The following is a 22,117-nucleotide window of genomic DNA, read 5'->3' on the forward strand; positions in this document are numbered from 1 at the left end:
GCGGGAAGCGTCGAACGCTGCCAAACTGCGGTTTACATCAAGCTCATCTTCCCCTTGCCGCGATATTTTCCGCAAGAATATCGGCGACATGCTTGATCTTGATGTTCGGCGCCTGCTTGTCGAGACCGCCGCCGATCTGCATCATGCAGGCCGGGCACGCGACTGCGCAAACTTCAGCGCCCGTGTTCTTGATGTTGTTGACTTTCTTCTCGAGCAGCGGCATCGAGATCTCGACGTACTTGACGCCGAAGGCGCCCGCCATGCCGCAGCAGTGGTCGGCGTCCTTCATCTCGACGAAGTCGATGCCCGGCGTCGCCTCCAGAAGCGCGCGCGGCTCCTTGTAGATGCCGAGACCGCGGCGGATGTGGCACGAATCGTGGTACGTGACCTTCTGTCCACCAGCAGCCGCAGGCATTAGGCGGCCTTCCTTCTCGTAGATCTCCGCGACGAGGCTCGTGAACTCGCGAACCTTGCTGGAGAACGTCTTGACCTTCGCGAGCATGGCAGGATCGTCCTCGAAGATCTCGACGTACGTCTTCTCCAAGGTTTCCGTGCAGGTCGGGCAAGCCGAGAAGATGGCATCGGGGTTCGACGCGAGAAGCGCCTCGATGTTCTTCTTCGCGAGCTTCCTTCCCGTATCACGGTCGCCCATGCCCATCGCAGGCTTGCCGCAGCAGCTCTGCTCCTGCGGGAAGGTCACGGCGACGCCGGCATCCTGCAGCACGCGCACGGCGTTGACTGCCGAATCAGGGAAGACGAAGTCCATGTTGCAGCCCGTGAAGAAGACGACGCGCATCTTCGGATTCTGCGGGTTGTCCTTTTCGAGCGCCTTGGCGCGGTCGCGGAATGGCGTATCGGCGATGGCGGGCAGACTGCGGTTGTCCGTCATCTTCGCAAAGAACAGAGGCAGATGGCGAATGAACTTGCCGCTCGTCATCGGCTTCTGCGCCTTCGCGCCGATCCTCAGAAGCGTATGGAATACCTTGCGGTTCGTGAGGATGTTCTGGAACACCGTCTTTTCTGCAAACGGCATGCCGTTTTCCTTCACGTTCCTCGAGCGCAGCTCATCGATGATGTCCGGGATGGGGATCTTGCCCGGGCAAATCTGCACGCACTTGCGGCAGCCTATGCAGAGATCGCTGAACTTCGAGAAATCCTTGAGACCGTTGTCCAAAAGACCCGTGAGAATCGCCCCGATACCGCCCGAGTAGATATGCCCGTAGACGTTGCCGCCGACGAGTGTCCAGATCGGACATACGTTGAGGCACGAGGCGCAGCGCACGCACTGATAGACCTCGTTGAGCTTGGGGTCACGCGCAGCGTCCAAACGGCCGTTGTCCAGGAGAATGACATAGAGCTTGCGGTTTTCCTCTACCCACTTGCCGTCCTTCTTGTAGATGACGGGCGTCGGCCCCGAGATGAACGTCTCGTAGCTCGTCGCCTTCTGGCACGTGCCATTTCGCGGCAAGAGGCGCAGAATCTTGGAAATATCTTCAACCTTCGGGATGAGCTTCTCATAGCCAATGAGGACGACGTTGATGCGCGGCAAAGTCGTCGTGATGCGCGCATTTCCTTCGTTCGTCACGAGACCGGTCGCACCGTTCTCGGCGACACCGAAGTTCGCGCCCGTGAAGCCGAGATCCGCCTGCAGGAACTCTTCGCGCAGCACCTGGCGCGCCGTCTGAACCATGAAGGGGATGTCGCTTGGGATGTCCTTCTTCAGTTCCTTGGAGAAGAAGCCCGCGCACTGCTCGCGATTCAAATGAATCGCCGGCATGACCATGTGCGACGGGTGCTGTCCCGCGACAGAGAGCATCCATTCGCCCAAGTCCGTCTCACGGATGTGAATGCCGTGCGCCTCGATGTCTTCGTTGAGGCGGATTTCCTCACTCGCCATGGACTTCGACTTGACGATGCGCTTGACGTTATTTTCCTTGCAGATCTTGAGGAGGTAGTCCTTGACCGCCTGCCCGTCCTTCGCGCGGAAGACTTCGCCACCGCGCTCACGGACGGCAGCCTCGAACTGGTCGGCGAGCTGGTCGATGTGCTGCACGGCATCGTGCTTCATCGCGCGCAGATCCTCGCGCAGAGCCTCGATGTCATACCCTTCGTACGACTTCAGGCGAGCACCCGGATACTGCTCGGCAAATTTGCCGAGAGCGCCGCGAAGAATCGGATCCTCAAGCTTTTCGTTGATTTCCTTGCGCAGATCGCGTGCCATCAGCCCTCACTCCCTTCCATATTTTCGATCGCAATGACGAAGAAGCGGCTCGGGCCATGAACGCCGAGCGTCAGCACGCGCTCGATGTCCGCCGTGCGCGACGGTCCCGTGATGAATCCGACGTAGCCGCGCTTGTAGACGCGCGAGATGATCTTCAAAGCCGTCGTGAGGTTTTCCGTCATATAGTTCGCATTGACATAGACGGCATGCACCGGCGGCAACATGCCCGTGACGCGCGCCTCGTAGGAATAGGTGTCGACACAGACGCCGCCCGTCTCGCCGACGCCGAATTCCGCGACAGAAAGGCCGAGGTCGGCTGTCGGTGCATTCTCCGCAATCTCGAACTTGTCCGTATAGATCGGCACCTCGGGCGTAGAAAGCTCCTCGTAGATCTTCTTGATGCCCGCATTATTGTCGCCGCACGTCGCGATGACCTTCTTACACTCGAACTCCTTGATGAGTTCCGCTGTCTTCGCCTTCGCCGCTGCCAGATCCTTCACGCGAAAGACTTCCGCAGCAGCCAGAGTGGCGTTTTTCTCAAAATCGTCCCAATATTTCGCATCGATAAGTTTGTCATCGAATGCTTCCTTGGGCCAATCCTGACAGATTTTCAGCATGGTCCATCCTCCTTGATTAAATTGTTTTAAAAATAAATAGTATATATTATTTCTTAAGAAATCCCCTTCTCCCGGGCTTGCCGCTCAAGATCGTGCAGGAGGCGGCCCGCACGGCGCTTTTCGCAGCAAGGCGGGAAAAGGGGCTTTCATAAGCTGGATTGTTTGTCGAGAAGCGCTGCTTTCGGCTGCAGCTTCCACAAAATTTCATCATTCAGTCGCCAAAGGCGTAAATGCGCTGTGACGGCAGATCCTTAGAAAAGCTTCGTCGGGTTCAGGATGCCCTTCGGATCGAAGGCCTTCTTGATACCGCGCATGAGCTCGATCTTCTCAGGCGTATAGTTCTCGCCCATGTAAGACATCTTCGCGAAGCCGATACCGTGCTCACCGGAAACGAGACCCTTGAGCTCACGTGCCTTCTTATACATGCGGTCCATGGCATCTCCGAGGTTTTTCTTCCACTGCTCGTCGTTCATGTCGTCACGCAGGATGTAGATGTGGAGGTTGCCGTCGCCCGCATGTCCGAAGCTCTTGATGCGGATGCCCATGTCCTCGCGCACCTGATGCACGTATTCGACGAACGTGTTGACGCAGTCACGCGGCACAACGCAGTCGACCTCGTCCATCTCCGTCGTCGAACCCTTGATCGCCTCAAGGAACGCACCGCGCGTCTTCCAGATCGGCGTCTCGCGCTCTTCCGTATCGGCGATAAAGAGATCGATCGCGCCCTGATCGAGGCAGATCTTCGCGATATCGTCGTAAGTGCCCGAAATCTCCTCCGTCGAGTTGCCGTCGAACTTCAGCAGCAGATAAGCGTCCGCCGTCTTGTCGGGGAACTTCATGCCGAGGAACTCTTCAGCGTCCATGATGACTTCGCGCTCCATGAACTCGACGGCCGTCGGGATGACCTTCGACTTCATGATAACGGGTACCGTATCGATCGCATGCTTCAATGTCGGGAACGGCACGAGCAGCGTGACCGTCTTCTTCGGCAGCGGGATGAGCTTCAGCGTCGCCTTCGTGACGATGCCAAGCGTTCCCTCTGAGCCGATGATCATGTCCTTGATGTCGTAGCCCGTCGAGTTCTTGACGACCTTGCCGCCGAGATTCATGACCGTGCCGTCCGCCATGACGACTTCCAGGGCGCGCACATAGTCGCGCGTGACGCCGTACTTGACGGCGCGCATGCCGCCAGCGTTCGTCGAGATGTTGCCGCCGATCGTCGCGGACTTCTCGCCCGGATCCGGCGGGTAGAAGAGGCCATGCGGCTCGACGTAAGCATAGATTTCCATGATGAGTACGCCCGGCTCGACCGTCAGCGTGAGGTTCTTTTCATCAAGCTCAAGGAAGTGGTTCATGAGTGTCGTGTCAATCATGACGCCCTTGTGCACGGCGACGGCTGCACCGACGAGTCCCGTGCCAGCGCCGCGCGGCGTCACAGGCAGGTGCTGGTCGTAGCAGTACTTCATGACCTTGGAAACTTCTTCCGTCGAGAGCACGCGCACGACGACGTCCGGATAATGCGCCTCGGCACTCAGCTCGTCATGGCTGTACTCTTCCTTGATTTCATCTTTCCAAAGAAGGCGCTCGCGGTCAACGATCTGGGCAAGAGCCTCGAAGTCTTTTTCGTCGAAAGTCTTGTAGTTACTCATGCTACAACGGCCTCCCCTTTCTTGATCTTTTCGATCAGCTGCGGAACGATCTCATAGATGTCTCCGACGATGGCGTAGTTTGCCACATCGAAGATCGTAGCCTTCGGATCCGAATTGATGGCGATGATGTTTTCCGAGTTGTTCATGCCGGCGACGAACTGAATCGCGCCCGATACGCCGCAGGTGATGATGAGCTTCGGGCGAACCGTGCGGCCCGAAAGACCGATCTGATGCTTCGCATCGAACCAGCCGCTTTCCATCATCGGACGCGTGCAGGCAACCTGTGCACCCAAGAGCTCTGCAAGCTCCTCGATCATCACGAGGTCTTCCTTCTTCTTGACGCCGCGGCCTGCGACGACGAGAATCTCGGCGTTCTCGATGCTCTGCTCCTTCGGCTTCTTCGTGGTGCCGTGCACTTCGACGCGGTTCTTGAGCTTCTCGGGTGCCACCGTGAACTCCTCAACCTCGCCGGAAAGTTCTGCACTCCTCTCGGGCGCGTTCATGATCTTATAGCGCACCGTGCACATCTGCGGACGATGGTTCGGCGTATGGATCTCCGCCATGATGTTGCCGCCGAATGCCGGGCGAATCTGGACGAGATCCGTGTTTTCCTTCATGTCGAGAATCGTGCAGTCCGCCGTAAGTCCCGTCTTGAAGCGGGCTGCGATGCGCGGCGCAAGCTGACGGCCGACCGAGGTCGCGCCGACAAGGATCGCCGTCGGCTTCACCTTGTTGATGAACGCTTCAAATGCCGACGTGTACGTCTCGATCTTGAAATACTTAAGCTCGGGGTTGTCGCAACAGAACACCTTGTCCACACCATAGTGCCTGAGTTCATCGACGCGTCCCTTGATCTCGCTGCCAATGAATACTGCATACACAGGATGGTTGATTTTTGCCGCGAGTTCCTTCGCCTTGCCGATGAGTTCGAACGTGACGGGGTGAATCACGCCTTCTTCATGCTCGACGTAGACAGCAATGCCCTTCCAATCGTCCTTGTTGACCGAGGGCTTCACTTCATCCTCGACGAACTCCATGACGCCCGCAGGACCTTTCTTCACGCACAGCTTACAGAGCTTGCAGCCCGCGTTGATGTCCAGTTTGCCGTCTTTGTTTTCCAGTGCATTGAACGGGCAGACGGCGATGACTGCCTCCATAATCTCCGCGCTGGTGATTTTGTCTTGATGGACAATGAGTTTCCCCATGTGCATTTCCTCCAGTTCTTGTTCGACTCCCTCCAAGGCGCGTCTTTCGCGCCATACGGGCAGTTTCTTCGACTTGGTTCAAACGATCAGGCGATGAACTTCTTCTTTTTCAGCATGCCCATGATCTTGTCCGTGACTTCTTCCGCTGTGCCCGTCCACGAAACCTGCTCCTTGTCGGATGTCGGCGGGAAGATGCGCTGCACCTGCGTCGGCGAGCCGTTCAGACCGTAATGGTTCTTGTCTTTGTCCGCCATGTCCTGAAGCGTGAACATCGGAATCTCTTTCGTCTCCGTCGCCTTCTTCTTGAGGTACGACGGCAGACGCGGCTGCACAATGTCCTTCTGCACCGTGATGAGGCAGGGGAACTGAACCTTCAAGTGCTCGACATCCTGCGCCATCTCCATGTCAACCAAGATGCCGCCGTCCTCGACGCCCTTGATCTTCTTGACGTTGCAGACACAGGGCAGATCGAGCGCCTCGGAGACCTCAGGCCCGACCTGCGCCGTATCGCCGTCCGTCGTCTGCAGGCCGCAGATGATCAGGTCGAACTTGCCGAACTTCTTGATGCCCTGCGAAAGCGTGTAGCTCGTCGCGAGAACATCCGCGCCGCCGAACGAGCGGTCGGAAATGATGACGCCTTCATCCGCACCCATGGCGAACGCTTCATAAAGGACGGCCTTCGCCTGCGGCGGTCCCATCGTGATGACGCTCACACGTCCGCCGTACTTCTCCTTGAGAAGCAAGCCGCACTCGAGAGCAAACAGGTCGTACGGGTTCATCTTAGAATCAGCGCCGTCGCGCTTCAAGACGCCCGTCACCGGATCGACTTCAACCTTGTTCGAGCCCGGGACTTGTTTGATACATACGAGAATTTCCACAATTACCCCTCCGTTTATGATGATATCGCTTAAAGCCCTACCTCGTTTATGATACTATAAACCCGCGCAATAGGCAATAAGATTTTTCTGGTTTTTTTCGGAAGAATTCTGCTTTTCACGCGTTTCCTCTTGTCCATGGCGCAAAAAAATAGGGCTTTCCCGCCTTGCGCCTATTGTATTCGCTATGCGCGACGAAAATCCTTCTTCGGAAAATAATTTTCTTTTATCGAGATATAAATCTAATATAATTCTGTCCTCGCATAAAAAGCGGGGCTGCTGCACGGTGATCTCCATGCAGCAGTCCCGCCTGTCCTCTACCACTTTTCCTTCCAGCCAAAAGAGGCGCGTTTGCCTTCGGCGTCGTAGATCTCGATCGGCGAGAGCGTCGTCTTGCCGTCCTTCTTGCGGAACATCTCGGCGCGTGCACGGTAGCCGTCGCCGAGATCGATCTCAAGGTTGCCGAGCCGAAGGTCGTGCCACGCACTGTCGAACGTACCCGAAAGGCTCGCAAACGGTACGACCCAGCGATACGTCCCCGCGCCCGAGCGAAAGCTCCCGCTGTACTTGGTGCGCCGCGAGTTTCCCGACGAGTGAATCGTAAGGTCAAGCTCCACCTTGCAGTCGAGCCATGCACTCGGGAATCCTTCCGCCGCTTCCAATCCCTCGCCTTTCCCGTAAAGATTCCAATAGCGCGTGTCGAGGTCGTAGTCGCCGTAGGCGTACAGCTTGCCGCCGAAGACGTCCGCCGTGACGTCGGTGAAGTCAAGGCGAGCGTCGTGCCAGCGCACCGTTCCCTCAACGTTTCTGAACTCAATGCCCGGGATACGGAGCTTCTTCATGCGCACGAAGCCTTTGCCCTCCATCGCTTCCAAAGGTCCGGTGAAACGCACGGAGAGCGTCATCTTGTCGCGAATGTCCATGCCGAATCCCAACGAGCTCGGATCGACCTCGCTGACGAGCACGGAAAGGTCGGCGACAGGGCGATCCGCCTCGCGCATATCGACCGCGCCATTGAGCGTCATTCCGATTCCCTTCATCGTGCCGCCGAGTCCCACGACCGATCCCTTGACGGCGACTTCCTCGGACGTGTTGATGTCGGCATGTACCTCCATGCCCTGCAGCAGATAATGGCGGCGACGATAGAAAAGCTCACCGCGGCAGTTCGTGAGATCGAGCTTCAGGCGCAGCTTCTTTCCCTCGCGGTTGAAGTTTTTCAGGCGCTCCTTCATCGCCTCCTTCCTCTTGGCTCGCGCTTCCTCGCCGAGCGCCTTGAGCTCCGCCTCCGTCATGTCTTCGCGCCTCGCTCGGTGTTCTTCGGCGCGTTCCTTTTCCTCGCGCTCCTTCTCCTTGAGTCTTGCCTCCTCCAACGCGTCAAGTTCCGGCGAATGGCGCAGGAAATCGAACTGCATGTCGTCGTCCAAGGCCATCGAGAGCACGGCGCCGTCCAAGGTCAGCTCCTGAATCGTCGTCGATTTCAAATTGCCCGTGAGGACATCGTAGGGACGCGCACGAAAACTGCCGCGCGGCACGAAAAGAATCGTATTGCCCTCCGGATCCTTCCAGTCGAGATTTTCAAAGCGCACCTCGCCGAAGACGTTCGCATGCAGCTTCTCTACCGTCACCGTGCCGCGCAGCATCGTCTGCTCGGCCATCGCATGGTTGAAGATCAGCGCGGCGCTGCGGCTCAACACGAAAAGGTCGGCAAAAACGAGAATCGCGGCGAGAAACATCGCCGCGATCAGACCTCGAATTATCTTTTTCCTGCTTGCTGTAAAGCGCAGCATCAGGCGAGAACCTTCTGCAGGTACGCCTTGATTTCTTCCCCGTCTTCCATCTTCATGACATCGGCGAGGATCTCCTTGGCCTGCACAGCGGAAACGGCGCGCAGCTTTTCCTTGACGCGCGGAATCGACGGTGCGCTCATACTGAGCTCGGTCAGCCCCATCGCCATCAAGAGGACGGCAGCGTAGGGATCGCTCGCCATCTCACCGCACATGCCGCACCATATCCCATTGTCCTTCGCAGCGCGCGCCGTGCGCTCGACGAGGCGCAGGACGGCGGGATTGAAATGATTATAGAGGTACGAGATGCTCGAATTGCCGCGGTCAACGGCGAGCGTGTACTGCACGAGATCGTTCGTGCCAATGCTGAAGAAGTCGACGTACTTGGCAAGCTCGGGCGTCATGATGGCGGCCGCCGGCGTTTCGACCATGATGCCGACCTGCACGTTTTCGGAGAATGCCTTTCCCTCGTGCGAAAGCTCCAGCTTCGCCTCGTCGACGAACTCCAGAACCTTCTTGAACTCCGCGACGTTGATGACCATCGGCGCCATGATCGCCGCCTTGCCGTAGACGCCGGCCCTTAAGATCGCCTTGAGCTGCGGCAGGAAGAGGTCGCGCCTCTGCAGGCTGATGCGCAGAGCACGGTAGCCCAGGAACGGATTGTCCTCGGGAGGAATATTAAGGTACGGCAGAGGCTTGTCGCCGCCAATGTCCATCGTGCGGATCACGCAAATCTTGCCGCCGCACTTCTCGACGGCTTCCTTGTACGCCTTGAACTGATCGTCTTCCGTCGGGATGTCCTGCCTGCCCATGAATACGAATTCCGAGCGGAACAGTCCCACGCCCTCTGCACCATAAGTGAGTGCCGCGTCAACGTCCATGTGATTGCCGATATTGGCGCAAAGCTCGACGCGCACGCCATCCGTCGTGACGGCAGGCAGAGGCGCTAACTCGGCGTAGTACGCCTTGCGCTCCTCCTGCTGCTTGATCTTCTCGCGATAGTCTGCCAACGTCACCTCGTCGGGGCGCACGAGGATGTCGCCGCGCTCGCCGTCGATGACGACGCATGCGCCATCAGGGATCTCCGCCAGTCGCTCGCCAATGCCGACGACCGTCGGAATCGCGCGCGCCTTGGCGATGATGACGGCATGGCATGTCGTGCTTCCCTGTCCCAAGATCACGCCGGCGATCTTGTCCGTTGGGATGTTGGCGATGACGGACGGTTCGATCTCGTGCCCGCAGAGGATCACGGGATCGTCGCCGATCTCCGGCTCCTTGACGCCAAGAATGTACTTTGCGATGCGCTTGCCGACGTCGCGGATATCGGTAGCGCGCTCGCGGAAATACGGATCGTCCATCTGCTCGAAAATTGCCGCCTGTTCCTTCGCCGTGTCGAGCACTGCCAGAGGAGCGTTCGCGAGCGTTTCGATCTTCGTGTGCATCGTCTCTTCCATCATCGGATCCTGCGCGAGCATGCGGTGCGCTTCAAGAATAGCCGCCTGCTCCGCCATCCCCTTCGCCTGCAGCGTCTTGATGTTCTCCTGCAATACGGCGACAACAGCCTTAATGGCATCCTTGATTTTCTGGTTCTCAATGTCCTTGTTGCCGGGCGTATATCCTTTAAGGTGGCCGTCAATGTTCTGTCCTGCCATCATGATCGTGCCGATCGCAATGCCGGCGATGACGCCCTTGCCGCGCAAACTTTCTGCCATATGCTTCTCCCCCATTCATGGATCGTTCAGATGTCGCACAACGATTTTGATGAGTCCTTATAAAAAAGCTCCGGGGCATAAACGAACATCTCCCCGGAGCTTCCCTGATTACTCCTCGCCGAACTTCGTTACGATAAGTTCTTTGAGAGCCGCCACAGCATCTGCCTCATCGGGGCCGTCCGCCTCAATCGTGATTTCCGTTCCCTTGGCAAGTCCCAGGCTCATGAGCATGAGGATGCTCTTGGCATCCGCCGTCTTGCCCTTCGCTTTGACCTGCACCTTGGACTTGAATTTTGCAGCCGTCTGTACAAAAACGGAAGCCGGACGCGCATGGATTCCCGTCTTGTTCTCAATCGTCAATGTTGCCTCTGTCATCTGAATCTCTCCTTACCAAAAAAGAATAAAGCAAAACCTCACATCACCAAAACAGCGCAGCTTCCAAACAAGATGCACTGTCCCGTGAATCCTATTCAATGTATAATATTCGCCGTCCGTCCGACATTCCCTTTTTGCAGAGAAAAATTTTATCAAAAGACTTTAACGAAGCAGTTTTTCAAAAACTGCGGCAGGAATTCAAGGATAGGCGTCGAAATAGCTAATGTCAGGGGTTCTGCAAGCAGCCCCCAGCCCCTGCGGACGCAAAGGCGTCTGCGGAAAAACTTATCGAAACGAAGCGTGGTGATAGGTATTGACGTTTTTCCTGCTTGCTGTCGCCATCATGGCGGCGAGTATCCTCTTTCTTCACCGAATCGCCATTTTCTTTGACTGCCCCATCAAGTACAAACCCTTGATTCTCTGCGCAGTCATGGCCTTCCTCGTGAATTTTGCGACGCTCAACATCTCATCCTTCTTGACGGCAACGCATTATGCAATCATCCTCATCTTCGTACTTGCAGCATCCTTGGGCGTCACCTTTTACAACGCTCGCCTGCTGAAGAAAGAACGTCTTACAGCTTCTGCCGATATACGCGGCGAGCCTGAGGCGGAGGAAACCAACGAAACCGATGCCGACAAGACGACAGTCGGCAAAGTTGACGCAATCGAGGCAACTGCTGAAGAAGCGACCGACGAAGTCGAGGCAACTGGGGCAAATGCTGAAGAAGCGACCGACGAAGTCGAGGCAACTGGGGCAAATGCTGAAGAAGCGACCGACGAAGTCGAGGCGGCTGCGACAACTGCTGAAGAAACTGTCGACGAAGACGCGGCGGCTGAGGCAACTGCTGAAGAAGCGACCGACAAAATCGAGGCGGCTGCGACAACTGCTGAAGAAGCGACCAACGAAGTCGAGGCAACTGGGGCAAATGCTGAAGAAGCGGCCGACGAAGTCGAGGCGGCCGAGGCAAATGCCGAAGAAGCGACCGACGAAGTCGAGGCGGCTGCGACAACTGCTGAAGAAGCGACCGACGAAGTCGAGGCGGCTGAGGCAAATGCTGAAGAAGCGACCGACGAAGCCGAGGCGGCTGAGGCAAATGCTGAAGAAGCGGCCGACGAAGTCGAGGCGGCTGAGGCAACTGCTGAAGAAGCGACCGACGAAGTCGAGGCGGCTGCGACAACTGCTGAAAAAGCGACCGACGAAGTCGAGGCAACTGGGGCAAATGCTGAAGAAGATGCCGACGAAGTCGAGGCAACTGAGCCAACTGCCGAAGGAGCGGCCGACGAAGTCGCGGCGACTGAGGCAAATGCTGAAGAAGCGGCTGACGAAGTCGCGGCGACTGAGGCAAATGCTGAAGAAGCGGCTGACGAAGGNNAGCGGCTGACGAAGTCGCGGCGACTGAGGCAAATGCTGAAGAAGCGGCTGACGAAGTCGCGGCGACTGAGGCAAATGCTGAAGAAGCGGCTGACGAAGACGAAGCGGCTGAAGCAAATGCTGAAGAAGCGGCCGACGAAGTCGCGGCGGCTGAGGCAACTGCTGAAGAAGATGCCGACGAAGGCGAAGCGGCTGAAGCAAATGCTGAAGAAGCGGCCGACGAAGTCGCGGCGGCTGAGGCAAATGCTGAAGAAACTGTCGACGAAGACGCGGCGACTGAGGTAACTGCTGAAGAAGATGCCGACGAAGACGAAGCGGCTGAAGCAAATGCTGAAGAAGCGGCTGACGAAGTCGAGGCAGATGAGGCAACCGCCGAAGAGACTGCTGACGAAGCCGTCGATGAGGAAGATCTTGACCTCGAGCCTGCGGTACTGCCCAGCGAAGAAGAACGCCGGCGTGCCAAGGACGAGCTTAAGGAGCTCACCGAAGCCGTCGGCCGCCTCCACTCGATGGATGATTATCTCGACTATGCAGACAGGGAGTCGCGGGAGCATCACCCCCGTCGTGCCGTCTTCGCCTACAAGCAGGCGCTCGGCATCTACTGGAACGATGATTACGCACCGTTCATCGCCATCAACCTTGGTAATACCTACAAGGAAATGGGCGATTATGAAGCTGCAAGCGAAACCTACGAGGCGGCGCTCACGCTTCCAGCAACGCAAAAAAGTGTTGCCATGCAGCAGGAATTCCACCGAAGTGTCGGCTACCTGCGCACCGTCCAACATATCTTGGCAAGCCACGGAATTGCCCATACGCCTTTTGCGCAAATACCGCCTGAAATCTCTGCGGAGATCGAAAGCGCCGCTCAAGAGGCATAAGGATACAACTCCGATATAGAGAAAGAAAAACCTATCACACACAGGGGGAAATATCTATGAAGACAAGTGCAGAAATCTTAGGATTGCCCGTGATCAGCATCACCGAGGGTCGCGAGCTCGGCATGAGCAAGACCCTGCTCATCGACGCCAAGAACGGCGCCGTCGCCGCCATCACGATCGAGGATGACGACTGGTATCGCGGCGTCAAGCTCATCCCATTTGAAAGCGTCATCGCCGTTGGCGCCGACGCCATCACGATCACAAACAGCGAGAACATCCTGACGCTTGAGGACGCCGTCGACTTCGAGAACCTGCTCGACGAGAACGTGCGCATCATCGGCACGAAGGCGATCACGAAGGCAGGTACGATCCAAGGTTCTGTCAGCGAGATCTACGTCGGCGACGACGGCAAGGTCGTGCAGTGTGAGATTTCCGACCCGCAGGGAAATTTCCTCGACAACATCTCCGCCGAGCAAATTTCCATCTTCGGCAAGCAGGTCACGGTCATCGACAGCGGCAGCGTAACAGCGACCGCATCTCCTGCCATGCCCGCAACCGAAGCTCCTGCAGCTCCCGCCTTTGAAGCTGCCCCGACATTCGCCGAAACGCCCGCCGCTGAGCCATCTGCCGAGTCTGTTCCCGAGCCTGCGCCCGAGACGCCTGCAGTTCCTGATATGTCCACGACAGAGCCGACGGAAGAGCCGACGCCGAAATCCGTCGCCGAACCCGCTGCCGAGACGCCCGCCGAAGCTCCTGCACCAGAGCCGGCAGCTGCGCCTGAAACCGCGGAAGACCCTGCGGAAAAGGCAGCCGCCAAGGCGACCGAGGACAGGCATCGCCGCTTCCTGCTCAACAAGAAGGCATCGCGCCGCATCACGACCGACACAGGCGTCGTCATCGTCGAAGCCGGCGGCGACATCACCGAAGAGGTTCTCCAGAAAGCGAAGCTCGCCAACAAAATCATCGAGCTTTCGATGAACGTGCAGTAAGAAGGCAAAGAAAATCCCCCGACACGGCAAAATGCCGCTTCGGGGGATTTCTTGTTTACCATGAAGTCCCAAGAGGTCAAGCCGTACGACCACATTCTTATAACGGCTATCGTACACCATTCGAAGCGAGGTATTCGACATAAGTTGATTGGACACTCGTGTTACAAGAACGCTTGACCACAACAGAAAGGGGCGGCAGCACTTTTTGCTGTCGCCCCTTGATTACCCACCAGCAAAGATAGACGGGGCTGTCAACGGTGGGCGCAGTCCATTCACTCGCCGTTGACCGGCTCGGCTGGATTTGCTAAATCATTTTTTTCAAAAGTGTTTCTACTTCTTTTGATTTCAACACCTTTCCCATAGAAGCAACCTGCTCATTTACAACAAGAGCTGGCATACTCATTACTCCATACTGCATGATTTTTTCCATGGCTGTAACATATTCAATCTCAATAGCAAGTCCCATTGAATGAACCGCTTCCTGAGTTGCTTCTAACAGTGCACGACAGCTTTTGCAACCAGAACCTAAAACCTTAATACAGCAAATTCCGTCCACTTTTTTTCCGTAACACTCTTTTTCCAGCTTGATTTCTGGTGCCTCGCTTGTCGGGCAGCCGGCATTACAAGCACACGCAGGCGTTTTTTCTTCTTTGTTTTTTCTGTTAAATAATGACATAATGAATACCTCCATTTATTTTTCGCTTTCAAAGCGTTTTTTCAAAACCTCATAATGATTTCGATTGCTTTTATCCCCACCATTATCTGGGAACAAGCAATAAGGCAAACTATCCGTTGTACGGTGCTTTATGACGCAAGCACAACACCGCCCATGATTTTGGCACGATATTTTAGGACAAATACATTCTTTTACATTTTCGCAGTGTATTTTTCTAACTCATTTCAAATTAGTATTGGCTGAATGGCGTTAAAGAGATAGCCAACCAGTATAATTCCGACCGTACAGATTGCGATAAAAATCCATAAAAGTTTAGGTTTTACAGCTTTACGAAGCATAATCATTGAAGGCAGGGACAAAGTGGTAACGCCCATCATAAAAGATAAAACAACGCCCAACAATGCTCCCTTTGCCAGTAGTGCTTCTGCAATCGGAATTGTTCCAAAAATATCTGCATACATGGGTACTCCGGCAATAGTTGCGATAATTACACCAAATGGGTTATTAGCTCCGAGTATCTTAACAATGATTTCTTCTGGTATCCAGTTATGAATAATAGCCCCGATACCTACACCGATCAAGACATAAGGTGCAACCTTTTTCGCAGTAGATACATCCTGTTCCCATGCAAAATGAAGTCTATCCTTAAAGTGCAATTCTTCCTGCGGAATATCAACGGATTTTCCATTTTTAATGTATTCCTCTACTTCATTTTCAAGGTGTAGTTTTTCGATTAAACTCCCTCCTGCAACAGCAATTATAAGTCCGAGCAGAACATACACGATTGCCACTTTCCAGCCAAATATGCTCATAAGGAGTACAAGAGAGCCGAGGTCTACCATAGGAGAAGAAATTAAAAAAGAAAACGTAACACCCAGCGGCAGCCCGGCACTGGTAAAACCGATAAATATTGGAATGGACGAACAAGAACAAAACGGCGTAACTGTTCCCAAAAGGGCAGCTATCATATTTGCCCCTATTCCTCGAAATCTCCCTAATATCTTTTTGGTTCTCTCCGGCGGGAAATAACTTTGAATATACGAAATTATCAAAATCAAAACGCCCAGCAATAGCATAATTTTTATGGTGTCGTAGATGAAAAACTGAACGCTTCCCCCTAACCGAGTTTCAGTAGATAGACCACACGCTTCTAACAGATTTCCTATCAGTTGGTTTAGCCATTTCATACCGAGGATTTCATTCTGAAAGAAATCCCAAACACTTTTTAGTTCCTGCATATCCTAATCTCTCCTTCTTATAAATCAAGAATTTTCGATTTGATATTCCTAAAAAAAGCCGTTGCCATATTGGAACGGCTTTTAGGTGTTTGAACACTTATTACAACTCATATTTATTTCGTCAATAGCAATCGTATCTTTCAATAAAGACAGTACCTTTTCACTGCCTTGCTTGCTGATTTGGTAATGTGTCCATTTACCGTCCTCACGACCTGTCACAATACCTGCTTCACATAGGATTTTCATGTGATAGGAAAGCGAAGATTGAGGCATATTCACTTCATCGTTTAAAGTGCAAGTACACTTTTCTCCATTCTGCAAAAGTTCTAAAATGCGTAATCTACGCGCATCACTTAAAGCTTTAAAGATTTTTGCTCTTTCCTCATAAATAGTTGCCATGCTCTCACCTCAAATCCAAATTTCTTGATTTAAGTATATGCTTCAAATCGAAAAAAGTCAATATGAAATTATAGTTTTTCTAAATTTCAATAAACAGATACGGAATAATCGGGGCTGCTGTCTGCAAAATTCTTGTGTGTTACTTTGCCGCACATGAGCATTATAGCACGGGATGTCACTATGGATTTTGTTTTTGTTTAGCTGTTCAACTTCATTTTACAATTAACCCTCAGATAAAAGCATCATTCTTAATAGAATAGGAAAACCGAAGAATTTCGCACACCGGATATCTCTGGCAAATTTTCCCTCGGGTGAAGTTTTGAATAAGGCAACATGTCTCAAAGTGAGACACAGCAGGTTTTCATCTTATACGCAGGTCGTTCCTGCCCAACATTCAACCTCTTCCTGCATCAACGGTACAGAGGAACCCCCTCTCCATAAATGTCGTTTTCATGTTTCCAGAAGGTCGGAATTTTTAGCAACAAAAACCCGAGAGATTACACACACTGAATGCAACCTGTGGCCTTCTCTCGGGCAAAATGTTGAGGAACAAGCGATCTTCTCTTATGCTCCTGTTGACCCTGCCAATCGTTCAACTTCTTCCTGGGGCAACTGTATTGCTTCAGCAATCTGGGAAAGTGTGAGTTTCCCCAAAGCAATTAAAGCCGTCGCCATTCGACGAGCCGATTCCATACGCCCCTCTTCCAATTTCTTCTCTCCGAATTTCTCCATCAATTCGCACATGGTATGTACCCCCTCTGCTTCTGCCTTAAAATAGTCGGCTCTTTCAGCCAGCTCCTTATAATTCATCTTGTTTGGATTCTCGCAGAAAAAATCCTGCATCAATCGCCCGAGCGGCGTATCATCACGATTCGCACCATTGACGTAGAGGATATGCGCCCCATCATCAAACGGTCGCTGAAGCTCCTCTATGATTCGATCCACATGGTAAAGCGGACAACCCGCTCCATAGATGTCGTTTTCTGTAATGAAGATCACCCATGTCTCTGGAAGTTCAGAGAACTCCGCTCCTTTTGCCAGTTCCCGCGAATCCATCATGCTGCTGTTGTAGCGTGCCCGACGCGGAGCGGCACCCTCGTTGGCACGCTGTACCTCGCAGTCATAGAGCTTTCCCTCGCTGTCCTCCGCCAAAACATCAAAACGCACGCCGCAACCATAGAGATTGTCCGCACTCTGCTGCGTAACGACATGCTTGACAACGAGATCCTCGCGGTCAAAGAAGATACGCAGCAGGAGCTACATTCCCTCGACATAGTTGCCAAAACATACGTTGAAAAACGTATCGTCGATCAAGCGGAATTTTTGAATCAGCATATCATATTCCGCAGGAATGTCCTTCTTGCTTATCCTCACCGCGCCTATAGCCTCCTCACCTTATTCTACTATCATAGTATGCACTATGCCAAAGATTGTCAAGGCTGAAAAGAAACGTGCGCCGCCGGGCGCACATCCAAAAAGAGCCGGGCGAAGATGAAATCCATCTTCGCCCGGCTCTTCCTTTTTCACAGCCTATCATTCATCCAGCAGCGGCAGATACGCACCGTAGCCCTGCGCCTCCATCTCTTCTTTCGGCACGAAACGCAGAGAAGCGCTGTTGATGCAGTAGCGGATGCCGCCCAACGCCTTGGGGCCGTCCTCAAAGACGTGCCCGAGGTGAGCGCCGCTCTTGGCTGCCGTGACCTCCGTGCGCACCATGCCGTGCGACGTATCCTCGTGCTCCGCGATGAGAGAGGCGTCGATCGGACGCGAGAAAGCCGGCCAGCCGCAGCCCGAATCATACTTGTGTGTCGAAACGAAGAGCGGCTCCCCCGTCGTCACATCGCAATAGATTCCCGCGCGAAACTCATGATCGTATTCATTCTGAAACGGCGCTTCCGTCGCCTTCTCCTGCGTCACCTTGTACTGCATCGCCGTCAGGCGCTCCTTGAGTTCATCGTCTGACGGCCTCGCATAAGACTTCTCCTTCTGCCCTTCCTTCGCCGCTTCGCTCTTCCCGCGCATGTCGGCCATCAACGAAAGCGGGATATGGCAGTAGCCGTCCGGATGCTTTTCCAGATACTTTTGATGCTCCTCTTCTGCGCGGTAAAAGTTCACGATAGGCCCCGTCTCTATGGCGACAGGCTTTTTCAGCCTCTCCTCCAGGCGACGTAGCGAATCGCCGATCACAGCGACTTCCCCGTGCGCCCTGCCGCTCTTTGCCACATAGTAAATGCCCGAACGATACTGCTCGCCGACATCGTTTCCCTGGCGGTTCTTCGCCGTCGGGTCGATGGACTCGTAAAACAGTTCCAACAGCTTTTCGAGCGGCAGAACCTTCGGATCGTAGACGACATGCACGGCTTCGGCATGGCCGCTGCCCGAGCACACCTCGCGATACGACGGACGCGCCGTGCGCCCGTTCGCGTAGCCGCTCTCCGCCGATATGACGCCGGGTGCAAGGCTCAAGTAATGCTCCGTGCCCCAGAAGCAGCCGCCCGCGAGGTAAATCTCCGCCTCGCCCTCTTGCGGCGCGTTCTTCTGCACGATTTCCTCAGGCATCTCAGCCATCGATGCGGGCGCCGCCCCGCAGCCGCCCAGACAAAATGCAAGCCCCAAGGCGCAGATGATGCGTAAGGATGGAATTTTCATAGGTACCTCCCTCTAGGTCATGAAATGCACTTTCTTTTCTCCACTATACCACAGAAAACGAAAGATATGATAATAAGAGAATAAAAATTATTTAAGAATAATCCTGCTCTCTTGTACCTCCGTATCTTTCCTTGCATAAACAAGAAAAGGAGCGTACAATAGGGATGTGCCTTTCAAAAACGCAGGCAAACACATGCGCGAAGTCAGGCAGCTGAATTTATCCGGGATTTCTTTATTATAGAGCGAGGCCGTCTTATGAACATCATCGGTCGCTTGCGAAGGCTGTCGCCTTTCCGCATCATCATCTTGAGTTTCCTCGTCCTGATTCTCTGCGGCACAGGACTTCTGATGCTGCCTTGGGCGACGGCAAACGGAGAGGGCGCCTCCCTTGCGGACGCGCTCTTCACCGCCGTTTCCGCCAGCTGCGTGACAGGACTCACCGCCGTGGATACCGCTTCCTACTGGACGCTTTTCGGTCAGCTCGTCATCCTCGCCATGATTCAGATCGGCGGCTTCGGCGTCATTACAATCGCGGTTTCTCTCGCCGCTCTTTCCGGACAGCGCATCGGGCTCATGCAGCGCAGCCTTTCCAAGGAAGCCGTTTCAGCGCCGCAGCTCGGCGGCATCGTGCCGCTCCTCTACTTCATTCTGCGCTTGACTTTCTTCATCGAATTTCTCGGTGCGCTCTTCCTCGCCCCTTCTTTTTGCCAAAAAGTCGGCCTCGTGCGCGGCATTTACTTCGCCGTCTTTCACTCCATCTCATCCTTCTGCAATGCGGGCTTCGACCTCTTCGGCAATTCCTTGATGGACTTCGCTGCCGACCCCGTCGTAAACATCACGGTCATGCTCCTCATCATCGCCGGCGGCCTCGGCTTCACCACCTGGGCGGACATACGTCTGAACCGCAGAAATTTTCGCGCCTACAGCCTGCAAAGCAAGATCGCCCTCACGATGACGGCAGTCCTCATCCTTATTCCTGCGCTTTTCTTCTTTTTCTTCGAGCTTGATCCCGGCGTTTCCACGGGCGAACACTTCCTGATCTCCCTCTTTCAATCCGTCACGACCCGCACTGCCGGCTACAATACGATCGACATCAAAGACTTCAGCGAGACGGGACGAGCCGCCCTCATCGTCCTGATGCTCATCGGCGGCTCTCCCGGCTCCACAGCGGGCGGCATCAAGACGACGACGGCTTTCACCTTGTTCGCCATCATGATCGCCACCTTTCGGCTCAAGGAGGAGCCGACCTGCTTCTCTCGCCGTCTTTCGCCCGAAACCCAGCGTCACGCCGTCACCATCCTCATGATGTATCTGCTGCTTTTTGCCTCCGGCAGCGTGCTGCTCAACCTCATCGACGACATTCGCCTGATTGACAGTGCTTTTGAGACGGCTTCTGCACTGGGGACCGTCGGTCTTTCCATCGGCGTCACCGAGGATCTTGGCCCGCTTTCCAAATGCGTCATGATGCTTTTGATGTTCTTTGGACGCATCGGCGGCCTCACGGTCATCTTTGCGGCACACGCGCGCGGGCGGCAGGAATCCGGCCGCCGCCCAGAGGAACGAATCACCATCGGATAGGAGGAACATCATGAAATCCATCCTGCTCATCGGCCTCGGCCGCTTCGGCCGCTACATTGCCAAGAAGCTGCACGACATGCAGCATGACGTCCTCGCCGTCGACCACGACGAAGACCGTGTAAATCGCATACTGCCGCTCGTGACGAACGCTCTCATCGCCGACAGCACCAATGCCGACTTTCTGCAGTCCCTCGGCATCCCCAGCTTCGATGTCTGCATCGTCGCCATCGGCGATGACTTTCAAAGCTCCCTCGAAACGACCTCCCTCCTCAAAGAGTTCGGCGCTCGCTATGTCGTGGCGCGCGCTTCGCGTGACACTCACGAGAAATTTCTGCTGCGAAACGGCGCGGATGAAACCGTCTACCCCGAGCGCCAGCTTGCCCTGTGGACGGCCATCCGCTGCGGCTCCAACCACATCCTCGACTACTTCCCGCTCAGCGACGAATACGCCATCTACGAAGTGCCCGTGCCCAAAGCATGGGAAGGGAAAAGCATCATCGAGCTTGATATCCGCCGCCGTCATCACCTGAACATCCTCGGCATCAAAGCAGGCGACCGCATCGACCTCAATATCTCCGCCCAAACCATCCTCGCCGCCAATGCCGCTGTCCTTGTCGCAGGCAGGCAGGAAGACGTCGACCGCGCGCTTCGGAAGAATGATTGATTGTTCCGCACAGAAAACCTTGCCGAATATCACGCCCCCGCTCCTTTGACCCGCTTTTAACGCTTGCATATTCGCGCTTCTTCTGCTAGAATATACACATTGCCTGCGGTCGTAGCTCAGCTGGATAGAGCATCTGCCTCCTAAGCAGGGGGTCGCGCGTTCGAATCGCGCCGATCGCACCATGAAAATAAAGCCTGCACCTCTTCGGAGGGCAGGCTTTTTTGCTGCATATTGATCTGCTGCACACTCAGAGAAGCGGCGCCTTTTTCCTCGCTGCGTTGAGAAGGTCGCGGCAGCGTATGCCTTCCTCCGGTGAATAGGCGAGCGTGATGCGGCACTTCATGCCGTACTTTCCATATTCTGCATTTCCCGGGCGGAAAATCGCTTCGATGCCCTTGACGTTCAGTTCCAAAAGCGGCTTGCTCGTCACATCGCGCACAAAGACGGCGAACGCGCCATCGCCAAGATGCGCAAGCACATCGCCCGAGCGGAACTTACCGCCGATGGAGTTGCAAAGCCTCACGAGAAGCGTTTCCGCGCCGCGCTTTCCCAGACGCTTTTCCAAATCCCCATAGCAATCCAAACGCACGAGGACGAGTGCATTGACATCCTTCTTTCCTTCACCTGCAAGGAAACGGTCGGCTTCCTTGAGCAAGCCGTTCTCGTTGGCAACGCCCGTAACGGAATCAAGTTCGGAGCGGAAGCGTCCACCTTCCTTCGCCGCATCATGCAGGCGGTCTGTGCGCCACATGACGCCGCGCACGGTGCCCAAGTGTCCGTATTCATCGTTCTCCTGCTCGATGACAAACTTGTACCACGAGTACTTGCCCGTCGGGGGATTCCCCATGTCGAGCAGGAAACTGTCGCGTTCCGTATTCTGGCCCGAGAAGAAGGCGATCATCTGCTCGAGGAAATCCGGATGTACCATCAGACGCCGCTCGGCGTTCATCGTGCGGCGAAAACCCACGATCTCACGCGCCTGCATACCGCCGCGCACCAAGCGAAAGGACATCGTATCCGTCTTCAATTCGTAGCTGAACAAGATAGCACCGAGCTTTTGCAAGAGAAGCTTGACGCATTGATTTTGATAGTGTGTTTCGGGAATATCCGCCTTATACTGCCACATTGCCTATACCCCCTCTTGGCAATCCCTTACTAACCAAAGCAAGGCTTTCCGAAAAACATATCATGGGATATGAACCCACTTCATTACTTATTTCGTTATTTTCACGCTTT

The 22,117-nt window shown here is 54.7% G+C and carries 19 protein-coding genes, 1 tRNA gene and 1 pseudogene; 6 read left to right on the forward strand and 15 right to left on the reverse strand.

Going from position 1 to position 22,117, the window contains the following annotated elements; translation table 11 throughout:
• Nucleotides 1-43: 43 nt before the first annotated feature.
• From ldhH to OL236_RS08730, 9 genes are all read right to left on the reverse strand, one after another.
• Nucleotides 44-2,221 (reverse strand): L-lactate dehydrogenase (quinone) large subunit LdhH, encoded by a 2,178-nt coding sequence (gene ldhH, locus OL236_RS08690; protein ID WP_265070306.1) that lies wholly within the window; start codon nucleotides 2,219-2,221, stop codon nucleotides 44-46.
• Nucleotides 2,221-2,838, reverse strand: a complete 618-nt coding sequence (locus OL236_RS08695) for a LutC/YkgG family protein (RefSeq protein ID WP_265070307.1) — start codon at nucleotides 2,836-2,838, stop codon at nucleotides 2,221-2,223. The genes ldhH and OL236_RS08695 overlap by 1 nt, the downstream gene beginning before the upstream one ends.
• Nucleotides 2,839-3,089: 251 nt before the next feature.
• Nucleotides 3,090-4,487 (reverse strand): FAD-binding oxidoreductase, encoded by a 1,398-nt coding sequence (locus OL236_RS08700; RefSeq protein ID WP_265070308.1) that lies wholly within the window; start codon nucleotides 4,485-4,487, stop codon nucleotides 3,090-3,092.
• Nucleotides 4,484-5,692, reverse strand: coding sequence for an electron transfer flavoprotein subunit alpha/FixB family protein (locus OL236_RS08705; RefSeq protein WP_265070309.1), 1,209 nt, complete (start codon nucleotides 5,690-5,692; stop codon nucleotides 4,484-4,486). Before OL236_RS08705 ends, OL236_RS08700 begins: the two co-directional genes overlap by 4 nt.
• An 86-nt stretch (nucleotides 5,693-5,778) precedes the next feature.
• Nucleotides 5,779-6,570, reverse strand: a complete 792-nt coding sequence (locus tag OL236_RS08710) for an electron transfer flavoprotein subunit beta/FixA family protein (protein ID WP_265070310.1) — start codon at nucleotides 6,568-6,570, stop codon at nucleotides 5,779-5,781.
• 54 nt (nucleotides 6,571-6,624) lie between these two features.
• Nucleotides 6,625-6,864 (reverse strand): hypothetical protein, encoded by a 240-nt coding sequence (locus OL236_RS08715; RefSeq protein WP_265070311.1) that lies wholly within the window; start codon nucleotides 6,862-6,864, stop codon nucleotides 6,625-6,627.
• A 20-nt stretch (nucleotides 6,865-6,884) separates the two neighbouring features.
• The gene (locus OL236_RS08720; protein ID WP_265070312.1) at nucleotides 6,885-8,300 is read right to left on the reverse strand and encodes a hypothetical protein; all 1,416 of its coding nucleotides are present in this window, start codon (nucleotides 8,298-8,300) and stop codon (nucleotides 6,885-6,887) included.
• A gap of 53 nt (nucleotides 8,301-8,353) precedes the next feature.
• On the reverse strand, nucleotides 8,354-10,063 hold the full coding sequence (gene ptsP / locus OL236_RS08725; protein ID WP_265070313.1) for a phosphoenolpyruvate--protein phosphotransferase: 1,710 nt from the start codon (nucleotides 10,061-10,063) through the stop codon (nucleotides 8,354-8,356).
• A gap of 108 nt (nucleotides 10,064-10,171) precedes the next feature.
• A complete protein-coding gene (locus OL236_RS08730) occupies nucleotides 10,172-10,438 on the reverse strand; it encodes an HPr family phosphocarrier protein (RefSeq protein ID WP_006190627.1) in 267 nt (88 codons plus the stop codon).
• A gap of 313 nt (nucleotides 10,439-10,751) precedes the next feature.
• On the opposite strand from OL236_RS08730, the gene OL236_RS08735 reads away from it, so the two are divergent.
• From OL236_RS08735 to OL236_RS08740, 3 genes are all read left to right on the forward strand, one after another.
• Nucleotides 10,752-11,809 (forward strand): hypothetical protein (locus OL236_RS08735; protein ID WP_265070314.1); only part of this gene is annotated, 1,058 nt, incomplete at its 3' end.
• 510 nt (nucleotides 11,810-12,319) lie between these two features.
• Entirely contained in the window at nucleotides 12,320-12,688 is a 369-nt protein-coding gene (locus OL236_RS12520; RefSeq protein WP_050992526.1) for a tetratricopeptide repeat protein, read from the forward strand.
• Nucleotides 12,689-12,744: 56 nt separating this feature from the next.
• Nucleotides 12,745-13,677, forward strand: a complete 933-nt coding sequence (locus OL236_RS08740) for a PRC-barrel domain-containing protein (RefSeq protein ID WP_265070315.1) — start codon at nucleotides 12,745-12,747, stop codon at nucleotides 13,675-13,677.
• A 304-nt stretch (nucleotides 13,678-13,981) separates the two neighbouring features.
• Here OL236_RS08740 and OL236_RS08745 read toward each other — a convergent pair whose 3' ends face one another.
• From OL236_RS08745 to msrB, 5 genes and pseudogenes are all read right to left on the reverse strand, one after another.
• On the reverse strand, nucleotides 13,982-14,353 hold the full coding sequence (locus OL236_RS08745; protein ID WP_265070316.1) for a thioredoxin family protein: 372 nt from the start codon (nucleotides 14,351-14,353) through the stop codon (nucleotides 13,982-13,984).
• A 224-nt stretch (nucleotides 14,354-14,577) separates the two neighbouring features.
• The gene (locus OL236_RS08750; RefSeq protein ID WP_265070317.1) at nucleotides 14,578-15,591 is read right to left on the reverse strand and encodes a permease; all 1,014 of its coding nucleotides are present in this window, start codon (nucleotides 15,589-15,591) and stop codon (nucleotides 14,578-14,580) included.
• Nucleotides 15,592-15,672: 81 nt separating this feature from the next.
• Complete coding sequence (locus tag OL236_RS08755) at nucleotides 15,673-15,990, reverse strand: ArsR/SmtB family transcription factor (protein WP_265070318.1); 318 nt, start codon at nucleotides 15,988-15,990, stop codon at nucleotides 15,673-15,675.
• Between the two features lie 564 nt (nucleotides 15,991-16,554).
• Nucleotides 16,555-17,364, reverse strand: a pseudogene (locus OL236_RS08760) (PD-(D/E)XK nuclease family transposase).
• A 159-nt stretch (nucleotides 17,365-17,523) separates the two neighbouring features.
• Nucleotides 17,524-18,639, reverse strand: a complete 1,116-nt coding sequence (gene msrB / locus OL236_RS08765; protein WP_265070319.1) for a peptide-methionine (R)-S-oxide reductase MsrB — start codon at nucleotides 18,637-18,639, stop codon at nucleotides 17,524-17,526.
• A gap of 255 nt (nucleotides 18,640-18,894) precedes the next feature.
• On the opposite strand from msrB, the gene OL236_RS08770 reads away from it, so the two are divergent.
• The 3 genes from OL236_RS08770 to OL236_RS08780 all read left to right on the forward strand — a co-directional run bounded on the left by OL236_RS08770 (nucleotide 18,895) and on the right by OL236_RS08780 (nucleotide 21,063).
• A complete protein-coding gene (locus tag OL236_RS08770; RefSeq protein WP_265070320.1) occupies nucleotides 18,895-20,217 on the forward strand; it encodes a TrkH family potassium uptake protein in 1,323 nt (440 codons plus the stop codon).
• A 10-nt stretch (nucleotides 20,218-20,227) separates the two neighbouring features.
• A complete protein-coding gene (locus OL236_RS08775; protein ID WP_265070321.1) occupies nucleotides 20,228-20,881 on the forward strand; it encodes a potassium channel family protein in 654 nt (217 codons plus the stop codon).
• Between the two features lie 105 nt (nucleotides 20,882-20,986).
• Nucleotides 20,987-21,063 (forward strand) — tRNA-Arg (locus OL236_RS08780).
• A 65-nt stretch (nucleotides 21,064-21,128) separates the two neighbouring features.
• Here OL236_RS08780 and OL236_RS08785 read toward each other — a convergent pair.
• Nucleotides 21,129-22,007, reverse strand: a complete 879-nt coding sequence (locus OL236_RS08785) for a diguanylate cyclase domain-containing protein (RefSeq protein ID WP_265070322.1) — start codon at nucleotides 22,005-22,007, stop codon at nucleotides 21,129-21,131.
• Nucleotides 22,008-22,117 lie beyond the last annotated feature (110 nt).

This window comes from Selenomonas sputigena (assembly GCF_026015965.1).
GTDB lineage: Bacteria > Bacillota > Negativicutes > Selenomonadales > Selenomonadaceae > Selenomonas.

Bases quoted from the DNA above. Each gene is read 5' to 3' on its own strand.
- OL236_RS12520 (WP_050992526.1), top strand. From the start codon at position 12,320: ATGGATGATTATCTCGACTATGCAGACAGGGAGTCGCGGGAGCATCAC.
- OL236_RS08775 (WP_265070321.1), top strand. From the start codon at position 20,228: ATGAAATCCATCCTGCTCATCGGCCTCGGCCGCTTCGGCCGCTACATT.
- OL236_RS08770 (WP_265070320.1), top strand. From the start codon at position 18,895: ATGAACATCATCGGTCGCTTGCGAAGGCTGTCGCCTTTCCGCATCATC.
- OL236_RS08745 (WP_265070316.1), bottom strand. From the start codon at position 14,353: ATGTCATTATTTAACAGAAAAAACAAAGAAGAAAAAACGCCTGCGTGT.
- OL236_RS08695 (WP_265070307.1), bottom strand. From the start codon at position 2,838: ATGCTGAAAATCTGTCAGGATTGGCCCAAGGAAGCATTCGATGACAAA.
- OL236_RS08715 (WP_265070311.1), bottom strand. From the start codon at position 6,864: ATGGAGATCACCGTGCAGCAGCCCCGCTTTTTATGCGAGGACAGAATT.
- OL236_RS08730 (WP_006190627.1), bottom strand. From the start codon at position 10,438: ATGACAGAGGCAACATTGACGATTGAGAACAAGACGGGAATCCATGCG.
- OL236_RS08755 (WP_265070318.1), bottom strand. From the start codon at position 15,990: ATGGCAACTATTTATGAGGAAAGAGCAAAAATCTTTAAAGCTTTAAGT.
- OL236_RS08750 (WP_265070317.1), bottom strand. From the start codon at position 15,591: ATGCAGGAACTAAAAAGTGTTTGGGATTTCTTTCAGAATGAAATCCTC.
- OL236_RS08740 (WP_265070315.1), top strand. From the start codon at position 12,745: ATGAAGACAAGTGCAGAAATCTTAGGATTGCCCGTGATCAGCATCACC.
- msrB (WP_265070319.1), bottom strand. From the start codon at position 18,639: ATGAAAATTCCATCCTTACGCATCATCTGCGCCTTGGGGCTTGCATTT.
- OL236_RS08705 (WP_265070309.1), bottom strand. From the start codon at position 5,692: ATGGGGAAACTCATTGTCCATCAAGACAAAATCACCAGCGCGGAGATT.
- OL236_RS08720 (WP_265070312.1), bottom strand. From the start codon at position 8,300: ATGTTTCTCGCCGCGATTCTCGTTTTTGCCGACCTTTTCGTGTTGAGC.
- ldhH (WP_265070306.1), bottom strand. From the start codon at position 2,221: ATGGCACGCGATCTGCGCAAGGAAATCAACGAAAAGCTTGAGGATCCG.
- OL236_RS08700 (WP_265070308.1), bottom strand. From the start codon at position 4,487: ATGAGTAACTACAAGACTTTCGACGAAAAAGACTTCGAGGCTCTTGCC.
- OL236_RS08785 (WP_265070322.1), bottom strand. From the start codon at position 22,007: ATGTGGCAGTATAAGGCGGATATTCCCGAAACACACTATCAAAATCAA.
- ptsP (WP_265070313.1), bottom strand. From the start codon at position 10,063: ATGGCAGAAAGTTTGCGCGGCAAGGGCGTCATCGCCGGCATTGCGATC.